Below are 16,564 nucleotides of genomic sequence, written 5' to 3'. Positions count from 1 at the left end.
GCGTAGTATTGGTAAAAATACCAGATAAGCTTAAAGAAGGAGGGAATTAGCATGGCAGTTAAAAAGTTTAGACCTACTACACCATCAAGAAGACAAATGACAATGGCAAGTTTTGAAGAAATAACTACAAACAGCCCAGAGAAGTCACTTCTTGTTTCTTTAAAGAAAACTGGTGGTAGAAATGCTCAAGGTAAAATAACTGTTAGACACCACGGTGGTGGAGCTAAGAGAAAATATAGAATAATAGATTTCAAGAGAAATAAGGATGGTATTCCAGCAACAGTTGCTACTATAGAATACGATCCAAACAGAACAGCATACATTGCTTTAGTAGTATATGCTGATGGTGAAAAGAGATACATTCTTGCACCAGTAGGATTAAAGGTTGGAGATACAATCGTATCTGGACCAGAAGCTGATATCAAAGTTGGTAATGCTAAAGCATTAAAAGATATGCCAGTTGGTACAGTTGTTCACAACATTGAATTACAAGCTGGTAAAGGTGGCCAAATGGTTAGATCAGCAGGTACTTCAGCTCAATTAATGGCTAAAGAAGGAAATTATGCAACATTAAGATTACCTTCAGGCGAAATGAGATATGTAAGAATCGAATGTAGAGCTACAATCGGTACAGTTTCTAACACTACTAACGATATCATCAACATTGGTAAAGCTGGTAGAAAGAGACACATGGGATGGAGACCTACAGTTAGAGGTTCTGTAATGAACCCTTGCGATCACCCTCACGGTGGTGGTGAAGGTAGATCACCAATCGGTAGACCAAGTCCAGTTACTCCATGGGGTAAACCAGCACTTGGATACAAGACTAGAAAGAATAAGAAGTATTCTGATAGATTCATAATAAAGAGAAGAAATAGTAAGTAATTGAAGAGAAGTTAATTCTCTTCAGGCTTACTGGGCCTAGAGATTATGAAGGGAGGCAAATTATAGTGAGTAGATCAATAAAAAAGGGACCTTTCGTACACGAAGGACTTTTAAAGAAGATAGAAGAAATGAATGCTAATGGTGAAAATAAGGTTGTTAAGACTTGGTCAAGATCATCAACTATTTTCCCACAAATGATTGGTCACACAATCGCTGTTCATGATGGTAGAAAACACGTTCCAGTATATGTGAGCGAAGATATGGTAGGACACAAATTAGGTGAATTTGCGCTTACTAGAACATACAGAGGACACGATTACGACGAAAAAGCATCAAGAAAAAGAAAGTAATCTGGGAAAGGAGGAACATCAATGGAAGCTAGAGCTATAGCTAAATATGTGAGAATGTCTCCAATGAAAGTAGGAGTTGTTCTTGATTTAATAAGAGGAAAAAACGTTAACGAGGCTTTCGCTATATTACAATACACTCCAAAAGATGCTGCAGTTGTTATAAACAAAGTTTTAAAATCAGCTGTTGCAAATGCAGAGAACAATCATGACTTAAATGTTGAAAACTTATATGTTGCTGAAACATTCGTAGGTGCTGGTCCGACTTTAAAGAGATTCAGACCAATGGACCACGGTAAAGCGTTCAGAATCAATAAGAGAACAAGTCATATAACAGTAGTAGTTAAAGAAAGAGCTTAGTAAGAAGGAGGGAAAAACAAGTGGGTCAAAAAGTACATCCTCACGGACTTAGAGTTGGAGTTATCAAAGGTTGGGATGCAAAATGGTACGCTGATAAGAGAACATTTGCAGACAACTTAATCGAAGATAACAAAATTAGAGAATTCGTAAAGAAGGAACTTTTCTCAGCTGGTATCGCTAAGATCGAAATCGAAAGATCAGCTAAAAGAGTTAAGTTAAATATACACACTGCTAAACCAGGTGTTGTTATTGGTAAAGGTGGTGCAGGAATCGAAGCTTTAAAAGCTAAGGTTGCTAAATTAGTAAACGGAAAGAACATCTTAATAAACATAGTTGAAGTTAAGAATGCTGAAGCAAATGCTCAATTAGTTGCTGAAAACATTGCTGCTCAATTAGAAAAGAGAGTTTCTTTCAGAAGAGCTATGAAACAAAGCATCCAAAGAGCTATGAAATTAGGAGCTAAGGGTGTTAAAACAGCTTGTTCAGGAAGATTAGGCGGAGCTGAAATTGCTAGAACAGAACAATATCATGAAGGAACAATTCCACTACAAACATTAAGAGCTGATATCGATTATGGATTTGCTGAAGCAGATACAACATACGGTAAAATCGGAGTTAAAGTTTGGGTTTATAATGGAGAAGTTCTTCCAACTAAAAAAGTTGAAAAGAAGGAAGAAGTTAACGCGTAAGAAAGGAGGAATAAGTCATGTTAATGCCTAAAAGAGTTAAGCATCGTAAGGTACAACGTGGTAGAATGAAAGGAAAAGCTACTAGAGGTAATTTCCTTGCATACGGAGATTTCGGTATCCAAGCACAAACTTGTGGATGGATAACAAGCAACCAAATTGAATCTGCCAGAATTGCTATAAACAGATACATTAGAAGAGGAGGAAAACTTTGGATAAAAGTATTCCCAGATAAGCCAGTTACTGAGAAACCAGCTGAAACAAGAATGGGTTCTGGTAAAGGTTCACCAGAATACTGGGTAGCTGTAGTTAAACCTGGTAGAGTGTTATTTGAATTATCAGGAGTTAACGAAGAAGTTGCAAGAGAAGCAATGAGACTTGCATCACACAAACTTCCTGTAAAGTGTAAGTTCGTTACAAGAAGAGATTTTGAGGAAATGGGTGGTGAAGAATAATGAAGGCTAGAGAATTAAAAGATTTAAGAGCAAATAATCCTCAAGATTTAGTTGCTAAATTAGGAGAATTAAAAGCTGAATTATTCAACTTAAGATTCCAATTAGCTACAGGACAATTAGAAAATCCTATGAGAATAAGAGAAGTAAAGAAATCTATAGCCCAAATCAAAACCATCATTAGAGAAGAAGAGATCAGGGCATTTGAACAGTAAATCTGGAAGGAGGTAGCCCCTAATGGAAAGAGGATTAAGAAAGAAGAAAATCGGTAGAGTTGTTTCTGATAAAATGGATAAGACTATCGTAGTTGCTGTTGAAACTAAGGTAAGACATCCACTATACGGAAAAACTATGAATAGAACTACTAAATTCAAATCTCATGATGAAAATAATGAAGCTAACATGAATGATAGAGTATTAATAATGGAAACTAGACCATTATCTAAAGATAAGAGATGGAGACTTGTTGAAATAGTTGAAAGAGCTAAATAAGCTTTTTAAGACTGAAAGGAGGGTAAATTTCAATGATACAACAACAAACCTTATTAAAGGTAGCAGATAACTCAGGTGCTAAAGAAATAATGTGTATCAGAGTTTTAGGCGGATCAAAGAGAAAGTTCGGTAACATTGGAGATATAATAGTAGCTAGCGTTAAAAGTGCAACACCAGGCGGAGTTGTTAAAAAAGGTGACGTTGTAAAAGCTGTTATTGTTAGATCAGTAAGAGGATTAAGAAGAGCTGACGGTTCATACATCAAATTTGATGAGAACGCTGCTGTTATAATAAAAGAAGATAAGCAACCAAGAGGAACTCGTATCTTCGGACCAGTTGCTAGGGAGCTAAGAGATAAAGAATTTAACAAAATATTATCATTAGCACCAGAAGTTCTATAATAGAGGAGGTGGCTAATTTGAAGTTACACGTTAAAAAGAACGACACAGTAGTAGTTATTTCTGGTAAAGATGCTGGGAAAACTGGTGAAGTTTTAAAGGTATATCCAAAGACAGGTAAAGTTCTTGTTCAAGGAGTTAATATAGTAAAGAAACATCAAAAGCCAACTAGAGCAAACGCTCAAGGTGGAATAATAGAAAAAGAAGGAGCTATATTCGGCTCAAAAGTTATGTTATACTGCACAAAATGCAAAAATGCTACAAGAATTAGCAGCAAGATCTTAGAAGATGGTACTAAGGTTAGAGTTTGTAAGAAGTGTGGAGAAACATTATAGAATCTGAAAGGAGGTACTAATTATGACACCAAGACTTCAAGAGAAGTATACAAACGAAGTAATTCAAGCAATGACTGAAAAGTTCGGATACAAAAATATCATGGAAGTTCCAAAGCTTGAAAAAATAGTTATAAATATGGGAGTTGGAGAAGCTAAAGAAAACCAAAAGGTTTTAGAATCTGCGGTTGCTGACTTACAACTTATTTCAGGACAAAAGCCAATCTTAACAAGAGCAAAGAAATCAGTTGCAAACTTTAAGATCAGAGAGAACATGGCATTAGGATGTAAAGTTACATTAAGAGGAGCAAAGATGTTTGAATTTGCTGATAAGCTAATGTCAATCGCTCTTCCAAGAGTTAGAGATTTCAGAGGAGTTTCTGATAAGGCATTTGATGGAAGAGGAAATTATTCTTTAGGTATTAAAGAACAATTAATATTCCCAGAAATAGAATACGATAAGATCGATAAGGTTAGAGGAATGGATATAATCTTCGTTACAACTGCAAAGACTGACGAAGAAGCAAGAGAATTATTAAGATTCCTTGGAATGCCATTCGCTCAATAATAAGGAGGGAAAACTGTGGCACGTAAAGCTATTATTGAAAAGTGGAGCAAAGCTCCTAAATATAAAACAAGAGCTTATACAAGATGCAGAATATGTGGAAGACCACATGCAGTATTAAGAAAGTTTGGTATTTGCCGTATATGCTTTAGAGAACTTGCTTACAAGGGTGAAATTCCTGGTTGTAAGAAGGCAAGCTGGTAAACCTAACGACTGAAAGGAGGCAAATTAAATGGTTATGACAGATCCTATCGCAGATTTACTAACTCGTATTAGAAATGCGAATGCTGTAAGACACGAAGTAGTAGAAGTTCCTTCTTCAAACGTAAAGAAGGCTGTTGCAAATATATTATTACAAGAGGGATACATCAAAAATATTGAAGAATATAATGACGGTGTTGTTCCAATGATGAGATTATCTCTTAAATACGGTTCTAACAAAGAAAGAGTTATAACTGGAATCAAGAGAATATCAAAGCCAGGTTTAAGAGTATACTGTAAGAAAGATGAAGTTCCAAGAGTTCTTAATGGATTAGGAATCGCTGTAATTTCAACTTCAAAAGGTATAGTTGTAGATAGAGAAGCTAGAAAATTAGGCTTAGGCGGAGAAGTTGTTTGCTACGTTTGGTAGTAATTAATTTTGAAAATTAACTAGATTAACATATAGATCTAACAAGTAAAACAGGAGGTGCGGTTATGTCAAGAGTAGGTAGATTACCAATAGCTATCCCTGCTGGTGTTACAGTAACAGTTTCAGAAGATAACGTAGTTACTGTTAAAGGACCAAAAGGGCAATTAGTTAAAGCTATGGATAAAGACATGAATATAGCAGTTGAAGACAACCAAGTTGTTGTAACTAGACCTAGTGACGTTAAAGAGCACAGAGCTCTTCACGGTTTAACTAGAGCATTAATCAACAACATGATCATAGGAGTTGAAAAGGGATACCAAAAGACTCTAGAATTAATCGGTGTTGGTTATAGAGCTCAATTACAAGGAAAGAAACTTGTAATGAACTTAGGATTTTCACACCCAGTTGAAATAGAACCAGCTGAAGGAATTACTTTCGAAACTCCAGCAGCTACAAAAGTAGTTGTATCAGGAATCGATAAGCAATTAGTTGGTGCTGCTGCTGCTGATATCAGAAAGTGGAGAAAACCTGAGCCATATAAGGGTAAAGGAATTAAGTTCGAAGGCGAAGTTATCAGACGTAAAGAAGGTAAAACTGGTAAGAAATAATTAGGAAGGAGTGAACCTTATGTTCAAGAAGGCAGACAAAAAAGCAAGTAGAGCAAAACGTCACCTTAGAGTACGTAAGAAAGTTTCTGGTACTCCTGAAAGACCAAGACTTTCAGTATATAGAAGTGAAAAGAATATATATGCTCAAATCATAGATGATATAAATGCTGTTACTTTAGTATCTGCTTCAACACTAGATAAAGATGTTGATGTTAAAGTAGGCGGAAATAAAGAAGCTGCTAAGTTAGTTGGTGAACTAGTTGCTAAGAGAGCTTTAGATAAAGGTATTACTGAAGTTGTATTCGATAGAGGTGGATACGTATATCACGGAAGAGTTCAAACTTTAGCAGAAAGCGCTAGAGAAGCAGGTTTAAAATTCTAATAAAACAAGGAGGGAAATCAATGAGAATCGATCCTAGCACACTAGACCTTAAGGAAAAGGTTGTTTTTATAAACAGAGTTACTAAGGTTGTTAAGGGTGGTAGAAACTTCAGATTCAGCGCGTTAGTAGTTGTTGGTGATGAGAACGGACACGTAGGCGTAGGAATGGGTAAGTCAATCGAAATCCCAGAAGCAATTAAAAAAGGTATCGAAGACGCTAAGAAACATATGGTTAGCGTTGCTATAGTTGGAACAACAGTTCCTCATGAAATATATGGTAAGTTTGGAACTGGTAAAGTTTTAATCATGCCAGCTAAAGAAGGTACAGGAGTTATCGCTGGTGGACCAGCAAGAGCTGTATTAGAATTAGCAGGATTAAAGGACGTTAGAGCTAAGTCTTTAGGTTCAAACAATCCAAGAAACATGGTAAATGCTACAATTAATGGTTTAGCAAACTTAAGAACAGCTGAAGATATAGCTAGATTAAGAGGCAAAACTGTTGAAGAAATTTTAGGTTAGGAGGTATTACGCAATGGCAAAGATAAAGGTTACTTTAGTTAAAAGCTTAATCGGCAGAAAGAAAGACCATATCGCTACTGCAAATGCTCTTGGTCTAAGAAAGATCAACAAAACTGTAGAGCATGAGGATACTCCTCAAATCAGAGGTATGATCAACAAAGTTGACTACTTATTAAAAGTAGAAGAAGTATAATAAAGAGGAGGTGCACTAAGATATGAAACTTCATGAATTAAAGCCAGCAGCTGGTAGCAAGAAGGCTCCTAAAAGAGTTGGTAGAGGTACTGGTTCAGGTTTAGGAAGAAACGCTGGTAAAGGTGAAAAAGGACAAAACGCTAGATCAGGCGGTGGAGTTAGACCAGGTTTTGAAGGTGGTCAAATGCCATTATACAGAAGACTTCCTAAGAGAGGATTCACTAATATCTTCGCTAAGAAAATCGTTTCTATCAACGTTGATAGATTAAACGGATTCGAAAACGGCACAGTAGTAACTCCAGAATTATTACTTGAAACAAGAGTAATATCTAAAGTTTTAGACGGAGTTAAGATATTAGGAAACGGAACATTAGAAAAAAGCCTAACTGTACAAGGATGCAAGGTATCTAAGTCAGCGGCAGAAAAGATAGAAGCAGCTGGAGGAAAAGTTGAGGTGATTTAATATGCTATCAACCCTACGTAATGCCTGGAAGGTTCCGGAACTTAAAAAGAAATTTTTATGGACGATATTTTTAGTAGCAATTTTCAGGATGGGGATTCACATTCCTGTTCCTGGAATTGATACTAGTTATTTAAACGAAATGACAAATTCAAGTGGATTACTTGGTTTTTATAACTTAATATCTGGTGGTGCTTTAAGTAAATTTAGTATATTTGCACTAAGTGTTTCACCATATATTAATGCATCAATCATAATTCAATTATTAACAATTGCAATTCCTTCATTAGAACAACTTTCTAAAGAAGGTGAAGAAGGTAGAAAGAAAATTCAATCTATTACAAGATATCTTTCAATAGCGATAGGATTTGTATTAGCAATTGGTATTTTCTCAATGATTGCATCGCAAGGTGCAGCAACTGGATTAAGCACAGCTCAAAAAGCTGTAGTATTAATATCACTAGTTGTAGGATCTACTTTCTGTATGTGGCTTGGTGACCAAATAACTGCAAAAGGATTTGGAAATGGAGTTTCAATATTAATATTCGTTAATATAGTATCTCAGTTGCCAGTTACTTTAATGTCATTATTTACATTAGAGAAAGCAAAAGAAATTACTATAATTGAAATAGCATTATTCTTAATTGGTGCGTTAGCACTATTAGTAGTAACAATATTCTTCTCATTAGCAGAGAGAAGAGTTCCAATCCAATATGCTGGAAAGGCTGTTGGTACTAAGGTTATGAGAGGTCAATCTACTCATATACCATTAAGTTTAATTGGATCAGCAGTTATTGCAATAATATTTGCAATGTCTGTAATGATGTTCCCTGCAACAATAGCTAATTTCTTCCCAGGTAAGGGATGGTCTACTTGGATATTAACAAGTCCATATAGCATATTTAATGAGTCTACATGGATGTATCCAGTATGTTATGCAGTATTAACTATATTCTTTACATGGTTCTATACTCAAATAACATTTAAACCAGATGAGATGGCTGAAAATCTTCATAAGTCTGCAGGCTTTGTACCAGGTATAAGACCAGGTGAAGCTACAGAGAAGTATTTTGAAAAGTTACTTACAAAAGTATCTTTAATTGGGGGATTATTTGCAGCAGTTCTTGCTGTAAGTCCAATAATAATAGCTAATTATACACCGTTTCAAGGAATACAATTTGGTGGAACATCATTATTAATATTAATTGGAGTTGGTTTAGATTTCTCTAGACAATTAGATTCACAATTAGTTATGAGACACTACCAAGGATTCTTAAAATAGATTTATAATGGAGATGATGCCCGTGAAGATAGTATTATTAGGTCCTCCTGGGGCTGGAAAAGGAACACAGGCAAAATCAATTAGTAATAGATACTCTATACCACATATTTCTACAGGGGATATCTTTAGAAAAAATATTTCCGAAGAAACCCCTCTAGGAATAGAAGCAAAAACATATATTGACAATGGTCAGTTAGTTCCAGATGAAGTAACTATTAATATGGTTAAGGATAGACTAACATGGGAAGACTGTAAAAATGGATATTTATTAGATGGTTTCCCAAGAACTGTTGCTCAAGCTGAAGCTCTACAAGAGTTTTTAGCTGGAAGAAATGAAAGCTTAGATACAGCATTATGCATTGAAGTACCTAGTGATTTTATTCTTGAAAGAATGACAGGAAGAAGAGTTTGTTTATCATGTGGAGCTAGCTATCATGTTAAGTTTAACCCACCAGCGGTTGATGGTGTTTGCGATTTATGTGGTGACAACATTATCCAAAGAAAAGATGATGTTGAAGAAACTGTTAAAGAGAGACTAGATGTCTATGAAAGACAAACACAACCACTGATTGATTTTTACAAAGGAAAGAATTTACTTTCCACAGTAGATGGAACAAAAGCTATTAATGAAGTATTTGAAGGTATCTGCGAAATATTAGGGAGTGTAAACTAATGATTATTATCAAAAATGATAAAGAAATCGACCTAATGAGGATAGCTGGAAAAATAGTAGCAGAAACTCTACTGCTTGTTGAAAAACACGTTAAACCAGGGATAACTACTGCTGAATTAGACAGGATAGCAGAAGAATTTATAACTAAGCATGGAGCAATCCCTTCATTTAAAGGGCTCTATGGATTTCCTGCTTCACTATGTATATCTGTTAATGAGCAAGTAGTTCATGGAATACCAGGAGGGTATGTATTAAAAGAAGGAGATATTATTAGTGTAGACTGTGGAGCACATATTAATGGATTCCATGGTGATGCAGCAAGAACATTTGCTGTAGGGAATATTTCTGATGAAGCAAAAAGGCTTATTCAAGTAACTGAAGAATCATTCTTTAAAGGAATTGAATTTGCTAAGCCAGGAAATAGACTAACTGATATATCACATGAAATACAACGCTATGTTGAGGCTTCAGGTTTCTCAGTTGTAAGAGATTTCGTAGGTCACGGGATAGGAAAATCAGTCCATGAGGATCCAGAAGTTCCTAACTTCGGAAGACCAGGCCGAGGTCCAAAATTAGTTGCTGGTATGACCTTAGCTATAGAACCTATGGTTAATATGGGAACATATAGAGTGGCTACTTTAGGTGATGATTGGACAGTAGTCTCAGCAGATAAGAGTCTTTCGGCTCACTACGAAAACACTGTTGTAATTTTACCAGATGGACCAGAGATATTAACACTGATTAAATAAGTGTTGCTTAGTTATAAATTCGCATGATACCAAAAGGTGGCTTGTAAATTTATGGCTAAGGTAATCATCGAGGTGAAAAATTTGCAAAACAATGACTTAATTGGGAAAATTGTTCTTTCAAAATGCGGAAGAGATAAGGATCATTATTACGTTATTGTTGATAAAGTAGATGATGATTATTACCTTCTTAGTAATGGAAGTAATAAGAAAGTTCAGATGCCTAAGAAGAAAAAATTAAAACATTTTAATGTTTTAGAAGATGTAGATGATGAGATTAAAGCATCAATTATGTTAAAAGAAAAAGGTACTGATTTAAAGATAAAGAGATTTCTAAAACTAAAAGGCATTGTTAAGGAGGGTTGATTACCTTATGTCAAAAGATGATGTAATAGAAATGCAAGGTGTAGTCTTAGAGGCTTTACCAAATGCAATGTTTCAAGTTGAGTTAGAAAGTGGTCATAAAATTTTAGCTCACATATCAGGAAAATTAAGAATGAACTTCATAAGAATTCTACCTGGAGATAAGGTTACTATAGAGCTTTCTCCATATGACCTAACAAGAGGAAGAATTACTTGGAGAGCAAAATAAGGTAAAAAGTTTACCATAAATTACACAAGGAGGGTTAGCGATGAAAGTAAGACCATCAGTTAAGCCTATTTGCGAAAAGTGCAAGATTATAAGAAGAAAAGGAAGAGTAATGGTAATCTGTGAAAATCCTAAGCACAAGCAAAAACAAGGCTAATATGATTCAATATTAGGCAGAATAATTTACAATTATTAATATATTGACTTTTATTTGAAAGTTCAATATTATTATATAGGCGTTTAAATCAGCTTATTGATTTTAGGTACGGCTGACAATAGATTTTATCTATTGACCTAAGATTTTAATATAAATTTTACCAAAAGCAAAATAAAAATTGCATTTCAATATACAGGAGGTGTAAGTTCGAATGGCAAGAATATCAGGAGTTGACCTACCAAAGGAAAAAAGAGTTGAGATAGGTCTAACATATATATACGGAGTTGGTTTATCTACTTCTCAAAAGATACTAGCTACTACTGGAATTAACCCAGATACTAGAATTAAGGATCTTACTGAAGATGAAGTAAATGAAATCAGAAACTATGTAAACAAGAACTTAATGGTTGAAGGTGACTTAAGAAGAGATGTTGCTTTAAACATAAAGAGATTAGTTGAAATAGGTTGTTACAGAGGAATTAGACATAGAAAAGGTCTTCCAGTTAGAGGACAAAAAACTAAGACTAATGCTAGAACTAGAAAAGGTCCTAAGAAGACTATCGCAAATAAGAAGAAGTAGTGAGGAGGGATTTCGATGGCTCAAAAAGTCAAAAAGACTACTAGAAGAAGAAAAGAAAGAAAGAATGTTGAGCATGGTGCTGCACACATCCAATCAACTTTCAATAACTCAATAGTTACTTTAACTGATGCGGCTGGAAATGCTTTATCATGGTCAAGTGCTGGAGCATTAGGTTTCAGAGGTTCAAGAAAGAGCACACCATTTGCATCACAAATGGCAGCAGAAACTGCAGCTAAAGCAGCTATGGAACACGGTTTAAAGAGTATAGAAGTATACGTTAAAGGACCAGGTGCTGGTAGAGAAGCAGCTATAAGATCATTACAAGCTGCAGGATTAGAAGTAACTCTAATTAAAGACGTTACTCCAATTCCACACAACGGATGTAGACCACCAAAGAGAAGAAGAGTCTAATTTATTTAAATTCAACAGGAGGTGTAACGAATGGCAAGATATACTGGAGCTACATGTAGATTATGTAGAAGAGAAGGTCAAAAGCTATTCCTTAAGGGAGATAGATGTTTCACAGATAAATGTGCTTTCGTAAGAAGAAGCTACGCACCAGGACAACACGGAGCAGCTAAGAAAAAGTTATCTAACTACGGAGTACAATTAAGAGAAAAGCAAAAAGCTAGAAGAATATACGGTGTTTTAGAAGGCCAATTCAGAAAATACTATGAAAAGGCTGACCACATGAAGGGAATCACTGGGGAAAACTTATTAATGTTACTAGAAATGAGATTAGATAACGTTGCGTACAGATTAGGATACGGTGCTTCAAGAAACGAAGCTAGACAATTAGTTACTCACGGTCATTTCTTAGTAAATGGTAAAAAAGTTGATATTCCATCATACAGAGTATCTGTTAATGATGTAATTTCAGTTTGCGAAAAGAGCAGAGGAACTGAAAAGTTCAAGACTTTCGTAGAAAATCCAAAGACATTACCAAAATGGTTAGAAGCTAACGTTGAAAACTATGAAGGTAAGGTTGTTGCTGCGCCAGCTAGAGAAGACATTGACGTTCCAGTTAACGAAACTCTAATTGTCGAATTATACAGCAAGTAATAAATTCTAATTTATAATATTAAGATTTTTATCTTAATATTATAAATTGAATCAGTTGCCCTCATAAAAAGTTGCCATTTTATATATAAGGAGGGTTTGTACATGTTAGAAATAGAAAAGCCAATAATTGAGTGTATAGAATCAAATGAGGATGGTACATATGGTAAATATGTAGTTGAACCATTAGAAAGAGGATACGGAATTACTCTTGGAAATGCGATGAGAAGAATACTTTTATCATCACTTCCAGGTGTAGCAACTACATCAATTAAAATTGATGGAGTGCTTCACGAATTCTCAACTGTACAAGGTGTTAAAGAAGATGTTACAGAATTAATTCTAAACATTAAATCTTTAGCATTAACAATGGAAGGTGAAGGTCCACAAACTATTTATATAGATGCAAAAGGACCAGGAGTTGTTACAGGTGCGGACATAAAGACTGATGGAAATGTTGAAGTTATAAATAAGGATTTACACATTGCAACACTTGATGAAGATGGTAAATTATATATGGAATTAACAGTTAATAGAGGAAGAGGATATGTTACTCAAAACAAGAATAAGAGTGATGCATTACCACTTTCAGCTATAGCTATTGATTCAATATACACTCCTGTAAAGAGAGTTAACTTTACTGTTGATAATACAAGAGTTGGTCAAATCACTGATTATGACAAATTAACATTAGAAATTTGGACTAATGGAACTATTAAGATTGATGAAGCTATAAGCTTATCAGCTAAAATATTAATAGAGCACTTTAAATTATTCATGTCATTAGGCGTAGCTACTAATGATGTTGAAATTATGATAGAAAAAGAAGAAGATAAGAAGGAAAAAGTCCTAGAAATGACAGTTGAAGAGCTAGATCTTTCAGTTAGATCTTATAACTGCTTAAAGAGAGCTGGTATCAATACTGTTCAAGAACTTGCAACTAAATCAATGGATGACATGATGAAAGTAAGAAATCTAGGAAAGAAATCCTTAGAAGAAGTTGAAAGAAAGCTTAAGGAATTAGGTTTAGCCTTAAAACTAAGCGACGAGTAGGGAGGTAAATCCATGGCAGGTTATCGTAAGTTAGGTCTTTCTACAGACCAAAGAAGAGCTATGCTTAGAAGTCTTGTTACTAGCTTCTTAAAGCATGGTAGAATAGAAACTACTGAAACTAGAGCTAAAGAAGCTAGATCAATAGCTGAAAAGATGATTACTCTTGGTAAAAGAGGAGATCTTCACGCTAGAAGACAAGTTTTAGCTTACGTTTTAGAAGAAGAAGTAGTTAAGACATTATTTGAAGAAATCGCTCCAAAGTACGCTGATAGAAACGGCGGATACACTAGAATGATCAAAAAAGGTCCTAGAAGAGGAGACGGTGCTGAAGTTGTTATACTTGAATTAGTATAATTTCAGTAGGGATTAAGCTAAGCTTAATCCCTTTTTCGTATATAAAGAATTATTTTAGTATTGAAGCTATCTTTAAATTATATATAATAATTAAAAGTAGAACTATAATATATGTGAGAATAAAAAGTTGATTTTTAAAATTACTTGTATTTAAATGGCGCTTATATATAATTAAGTTATGGAAATTTATATAAAAATTTATAGAACTTAGGTATATAATAATTGCACTTTATTTAAAAGGAGGGATTAATATTATGGAGAAAATGATAGAATGTAAAAATGTAGTTTTTAGATATTCAGCAACTGAAGGTGAAATTCCGAAGGTGGCTATAGATGGATTAAATTTAGAAGTTAAAAAAGGTGAGTTTTTAGTAGTCTTAGGACATAATGGTTCAGGAAAGTCTACAGTAGCTAAACATATGAATGCATTACTAACTCCAAGTGAAGGAATTGTAATAGTAAATGGGATGGATACCTCAAATGAAGATAATTTATGGGATATAAGATCAAGTGCAGGTATGGTGTTTCAAAACCCTGATAACCAATTAGTTGCAACTATAGTTGAAGAAGATGTAGCTTTTGGACCAGAAAATTTAGGAGTACCACCAGAGGAAATAAGAAAAAGAGTTGATGAAGCATTAGAAAAGGTTGGAATGAGTGAATATAAAAGACATGCACCACATTTATTATCAGGGGGACAAAAACAAAGAATTGCTATTGCAGGAATATTAGCAATGCAACCTAAATGTATAATATTTGATGAACCAACAGCAATGCTTGATCCTGCTGGGAGAAGAGAAGTACTTAATAATATTAAAGAGTTAAACAAAAAGCATGGAATAACTGTTATCTTAATAACACACTATATGGATGAAGCTGCAGAAGCTGATAGAATAGTAGTAATGGATAAAGGTAAGGTTATTATTGAAGGTATTCCAAGAGATGTATTTTCAGAAGTAGAAACAATGAAAAAAATAGGTCTAGATGTTCCACAAGTAACTGAAATTTGTTATGAATTAAAAAAAGCAGGAATTAATATAGATACTAAAATTTTAAATGTGAATGAGATGGTGAGTGCGTTATGTCAATTAAGATAGAAAATTTAACACATATATATATGCCAAAATCACCTTTTGAAAAGAAGGCTTTAGATAATGTAAATTTAGTTATAGAAGATGGAGAATTTTTAGCGTTAATAGGTCATACAGGATCAGGAAAATCAACGCTTATACAGCATCTTAATGGGTTGTTAGAACCTAGTTCTGGGAGAATAGTAGTAGATGATGTTGATATAACTAATAAAGAAACTAAATTAACTGATATAAGAAAAAAGATAGGATTAGTATTCCAATATCCTGAATATCAATTATTTGAAGAAACTATAGAAAAAGATATTGCCTTTGGACCTACTAATTTAGGGTTGAATGAAGATGAAATTTTAAGAAGAGTTAAAATTTCTATGGAGATGGTTGGTTTAGATTATGAAACATATAAAGATGTTTCACCATTTGATTTAAGTGGAGGTCAAAAAAGAAGAGTTGCTATAGCAGGTGTTATTGCAATGGAGCCAAAAGTATTAATATTAGATGAACCTACAGCTGGATTAGATCCAAAAGGAAGAGATGATATTTTAGATCAAATAAAAATTCTACATCAGAAATATAAAATGACCATAGTTTTAGTTAGTCATAGTATGGAAGATGTAGGTAAGCTTGCAGAAAGAATTGTAGTAATGAATCAAGGAAAAATTGCACTTTTAGGAAAGCCAGAAGAAATTTTTAAAGAGGTAGAAACTTTAGAGAGTATAGGATTAGCTGTACCACAAGTAACTTATTTAATGAGAGCTCTTAGAGAAAAGGGATTTGATGTTTCTGAAGAAGTATTTACAGTTGAACAAGGGAGCAAAGAATTACTAAGAATATTATCTAAAAATAATTTAAGAAGGGGGGATATTTAAATGATTAAAGATATAACTATTGGTCAATATATACCAGGGGAGTCTTTTATACATAAATTAGACCCTAGAACCAAAATATTAATATCATTTTTATTTATAATTAGTCTTTTTATTGTAGATAAGTTTACAGCATATATATTTGTAGTGGCATTTTTAGCATTAGTAGTTTATATAGCTAAAATATCACCTAAATACTTATATAAAGGATTAAAACCAGTATTCTTTTTAATTGCACTTACTGCAATTTTAAATATTTTTATGTTAAGAGAAGGTAGATTACTTTTTGAATTAGGATTTATAAAAATTTATGATTCAGGGATAAGAACAGCATTGTTTATGGCAATTAGGCTAATACTGCTTATAATGGGTACTTCAGTATTAACATTAACTACATCGCCAATTGAGTTAACTGATGGAATAGAAAGATTATTAAAGCCAATAGGAAAACAAATAGCTCATGAACTAGCTATGATGATGACTATTGCATTAAGATTTATTCCAACACTTATAGATGAAACTGATAAAATTATGAAGGCTCAAAAAGCTAGAGGAGCAGATTTTGAAAGTGGTAATATAATTCAAAAGGCAAAAAGTTTAATACCATTATTAGTACCACTATTTATTAGTTCTTTTAGAAGGGCAGATGAACTTGCTATGGCAATGGAAGCAAGATGTTATAGAGGGGGAGCTGGTAGAACTAGAATGAAGGTATTAAAATTTTCATCTAGGGATGCAATAGCTTTTGGATCATTTGCAATATTATTAGCAATAATATTAGTATTTAAATTTGCTATATAGCAATTAA

General features: G+C 33.9%; 31 protein-coding genes. All 31 read left to right on the top strand.

Going from position 1 to position 16,564, the window contains the following annotated elements; genetic code table 11:
* The first annotated feature begins 51 nt into the window (after positions 1-51).
* Positions 52-885 carry a 50S ribosomal protein L2 gene (gene rplB, locus LPC13_RS09195; RefSeq protein WP_005212050.1) on the top strand — a complete coding sequence of 278 codons (834 nt, stop codon included), beginning with the start codon at positions 52-54 and terminating at the stop codon, positions 883-885.
* A gap of 65 nt (positions 886-950) precedes the next feature.
* On the top strand, positions 951-1,235 hold the full coding sequence (gene rpsS / locus LPC13_RS09190; protein ID WP_005212052.1) for a 30S ribosomal protein S19: 285 nt from the start codon (positions 951-953) through the stop codon (positions 1,233-1,235).
* A 21-nt stretch (positions 1,236-1,256) separates the two neighbouring features.
* Complete coding sequence (gene rplV, locus LPC13_RS09185; protein WP_005212053.1) at positions 1,257-1,592, top strand: 50S ribosomal protein L22; 336 nt, start codon at positions 1,257-1,259, stop codon at positions 1,590-1,592.
* Positions 1,593-1,612: 20 nt separating this feature from the next.
* Positions 1,613-2,281, top strand: a complete 669-nt coding sequence (rpsC, locus tag LPC13_RS09180) for a 30S ribosomal protein S3 (protein ID WP_005212055.1) — start codon at positions 1,613-1,615, stop codon at positions 2,279-2,281.
* 17 nt (positions 2,282-2,298) lie between these two features.
* Positions 2,299-2,733: a 50S ribosomal protein L16 gene (gene rplP, locus LPC13_RS09175; protein ID WP_040419026.1), complete on the top strand. Its 435-nt coding sequence runs from the start codon at positions 2,299-2,301 to the stop codon at positions 2,731-2,733.
* Positions 2,733-2,945 (top strand): 50S ribosomal protein L29, encoded by a 213-nt coding sequence (gene rpmC, locus LPC13_RS09170; RefSeq protein ID WP_005212060.1) that lies wholly within the window; start codon positions 2,733-2,735, stop codon positions 2,943-2,945. Before rplP ends, rpmC begins: the two co-directional genes overlap by 1 nt.
* 22 nt (positions 2,946-2,967) lie before the next feature.
* Positions 2,968-3,222 (top strand): 30S ribosomal protein S17, encoded by a 255-nt coding sequence (gene rpsQ, locus LPC13_RS09165; RefSeq protein WP_234088758.1) that lies wholly within the window; start codon positions 2,968-2,970, stop codon positions 3,220-3,222.
* A gap of 32 nt (positions 3,223-3,254) precedes the next feature.
* The gene (gene rplN, locus LPC13_RS09160; RefSeq protein WP_005212064.1) at positions 3,255-3,623 is read left to right on the top strand and encodes a 50S ribosomal protein L14; all 369 of its coding nucleotides are present in this window, start codon (positions 3,255-3,257) and stop codon (positions 3,621-3,623) included.
* Between the two features lie 17 nt (positions 3,624-3,640).
* Positions 3,641-3,955, top strand: a complete 315-nt coding sequence (rplX, locus tag LPC13_RS09155; RefSeq protein WP_040419031.1) for a 50S ribosomal protein L24 — start codon at positions 3,641-3,643, stop codon at positions 3,953-3,955.
* 22 nt (positions 3,956-3,977) lie between these two features.
* Positions 3,978-4,520, top strand: coding sequence for a 50S ribosomal protein L5 (rplE, locus tag LPC13_RS09150; protein ID WP_005212068.1), 543 nt, complete (start codon positions 3,978-3,980; stop codon positions 4,518-4,520).
* A gap of 15 nt (positions 4,521-4,535) precedes the next feature.
* A complete protein-coding gene (locus tag LPC13_RS09145) occupies positions 4,536-4,721 on the top strand; it encodes a type Z 30S ribosomal protein S14 (protein WP_005212070.1) in 186 nt (61 codons plus the stop codon).
* A gap of 28 nt (positions 4,722-4,749) precedes the next feature.
* On the top strand, positions 4,750-5,148 hold the full coding sequence (gene rpsH, locus LPC13_RS09140) for a 30S ribosomal protein S8 (RefSeq protein WP_005212071.1): 399 nt from the start codon (positions 4,750-4,752) through the stop codon (positions 5,146-5,148).
* A gap of 65 nt (positions 5,149-5,213) precedes the next feature.
* Entirely contained in the window at positions 5,214-5,756 is a 543-nt protein-coding gene (gene rplF / locus LPC13_RS09135; RefSeq protein WP_005212072.1) for a 50S ribosomal protein L6, read from the top strand.
* A gap of 19 nt (positions 5,757-5,775) precedes the next feature.
* Positions 5,776-6,138 carry a 50S ribosomal protein L18 gene (rplR, locus tag LPC13_RS09130; protein ID WP_005212073.1) on the top strand — a complete coding sequence of 121 codons (363 nt, stop codon included), beginning with the start codon at positions 5,776-5,778 and terminating at the stop codon, positions 6,136-6,138.
* 20 nt (positions 6,139-6,158) lie between these two features.
* On the top strand, positions 6,159-6,656 hold the full coding sequence (gene rpsE / locus LPC13_RS09125) for a 30S ribosomal protein S5 (RefSeq protein WP_005212075.1): 498 nt from the start codon (positions 6,159-6,161) through the stop codon (positions 6,654-6,656).
* A 13-nt stretch (positions 6,657-6,669) separates the two neighbouring features.
* Positions 6,670-6,849, top strand: a complete 180-nt coding sequence (gene rpmD, locus LPC13_RS09120; protein ID WP_005212077.1) for a 50S ribosomal protein L30 — start codon at positions 6,670-6,672, stop codon at positions 6,847-6,849.
* Positions 6,850-6,871: 22 nt separating this feature from the next.
* Positions 6,872-7,312, top strand: a complete 441-nt coding sequence (rplO, locus tag LPC13_RS09115; RefSeq protein ID WP_005212080.1) for a 50S ribosomal protein L15 — start codon at positions 6,872-6,874, stop codon at positions 7,310-7,312.
* Between the two features lies 1 nt (position 7,313).
* Positions 7,314-8,591, top strand: coding sequence for a preprotein translocase subunit SecY (gene secY, locus LPC13_RS09110; RefSeq protein ID WP_195245058.1), 1,278 nt, complete (start codon positions 7,314-7,316; stop codon positions 8,589-8,591).
* Between the two features lie 22 nt (positions 8,592-8,613).
* Positions 8,614-9,264: an adenylate kinase gene (locus LPC13_RS09105; RefSeq protein WP_040419037.1), complete on the top strand. Its 651-nt coding sequence runs from the start codon at positions 8,614-8,616 to the stop codon at positions 9,262-9,264.
* Entirely contained in the window at positions 9,264-10,013 is a 750-nt protein-coding gene (map, locus tag LPC13_RS09100; protein ID WP_195245057.1) for a type I methionyl aminopeptidase, read from the top strand. The genes LPC13_RS09105 and map overlap by 1 nt, the downstream gene beginning before the upstream one ends.
* A 51-nt stretch (positions 10,014-10,064) precedes the next feature.
* Positions 10,065-10,376: a KOW domain-containing RNA-binding protein gene (locus LPC13_RS09095; RefSeq protein WP_005212091.1), complete on the top strand. Its 312-nt coding sequence runs from the start codon at positions 10,065-10,067 to the stop codon at positions 10,374-10,376.
* A 7-nt stretch (positions 10,377-10,383) separates the two neighbouring features.
* Complete coding sequence (gene infA / locus LPC13_RS09090; RefSeq protein WP_005212092.1) at positions 10,384-10,602, top strand: translation initiation factor IF-1; 219 nt, start codon at positions 10,384-10,386, stop codon at positions 10,600-10,602.
* A gap of 40 nt (positions 10,603-10,642) precedes the next feature.
* Entirely contained in the window at positions 10,643-10,756 is a 114-nt protein-coding gene (gene rpmJ, locus LPC13_RS09085) for a 50S ribosomal protein L36 (RefSeq protein ID WP_003448032.1), read from the top strand.
* A gap of 211 nt (positions 10,757-10,967) precedes the next feature.
* A complete protein-coding gene (gene rpsM / locus LPC13_RS09080) occupies positions 10,968-11,336 on the top strand; it encodes a 30S ribosomal protein S13 (protein WP_005212096.1) in 369 nt (122 codons plus the stop codon).
* A 15-nt stretch (positions 11,337-11,351) separates the two neighbouring features.
* Positions 11,352-11,747, top strand: a complete 396-nt coding sequence (gene rpsK, locus LPC13_RS09075) for a 30S ribosomal protein S11 (protein ID WP_005212098.1) — start codon at positions 11,352-11,354, stop codon at positions 11,745-11,747.
* A gap of 30 nt (positions 11,748-11,777) precedes the next feature.
* Positions 11,778-12,398 carry a 30S ribosomal protein S4 gene (rpsD, locus tag LPC13_RS09070; RefSeq protein WP_005212100.1) on the top strand — a complete coding sequence of 207 codons (621 nt, stop codon included), beginning with the start codon at positions 11,778-11,780 and terminating at the stop codon, positions 12,396-12,398.
* 102 nt (positions 12,399-12,500) lie between these two features.
* Positions 12,501-13,448 (top strand): DNA-directed RNA polymerase subunit alpha, encoded by a 948-nt coding sequence (locus LPC13_RS09065; protein WP_005212101.1) that lies wholly within the window; start codon positions 12,501-12,503, stop codon positions 13,446-13,448.
* Between the two features lie 12 nt (positions 13,449-13,460).
* Positions 13,461-13,802, top strand: coding sequence for a 50S ribosomal protein L17 (gene rplQ / locus LPC13_RS09060; RefSeq protein ID WP_005212103.1), 342 nt, complete (start codon positions 13,461-13,463; stop codon positions 13,800-13,802).
* 251 nt (positions 13,803-14,053) lie between these two features.
* Complete coding sequence (locus tag LPC13_RS09055) at positions 14,054-14,899, top strand: energy-coupling factor transporter ATPase (protein ID WP_195245066.1); 846 nt, start codon at positions 14,054-14,056, stop codon at positions 14,897-14,899.
* Complete coding sequence (locus LPC13_RS09050) at positions 14,884-15,759, top strand: energy-coupling factor transporter ATPase (RefSeq protein ID WP_040419044.1); 876 nt, start codon at positions 14,884-14,886, stop codon at positions 15,757-15,759. Before LPC13_RS09055 ends, LPC13_RS09050 begins: the two co-directional genes overlap by 16 nt.
* On the top strand, positions 15,760-16,557 hold the full coding sequence (locus LPC13_RS09045; protein ID WP_005212109.1) for an energy-coupling factor transporter transmembrane component T family protein: 798 nt from the start codon (positions 15,760-15,762) through the stop codon (positions 16,555-16,557). It abuts the gene before it with no gap.
* Positions 16,558-16,564: the final 7 nt, after the last annotated feature.

The organism is Clostridium celatum, assembly GCF_021412605.1.
Taxonomy (GTDB): Bacteria; Bacillota; Clostridia; order Clostridiales; family Clostridiaceae; genus Clostridium; species Clostridium celatum.
Note: the sequence above shows the minus strand (reverse complement) of the source record. Positions and strands in the feature narration are given on the sequence as shown.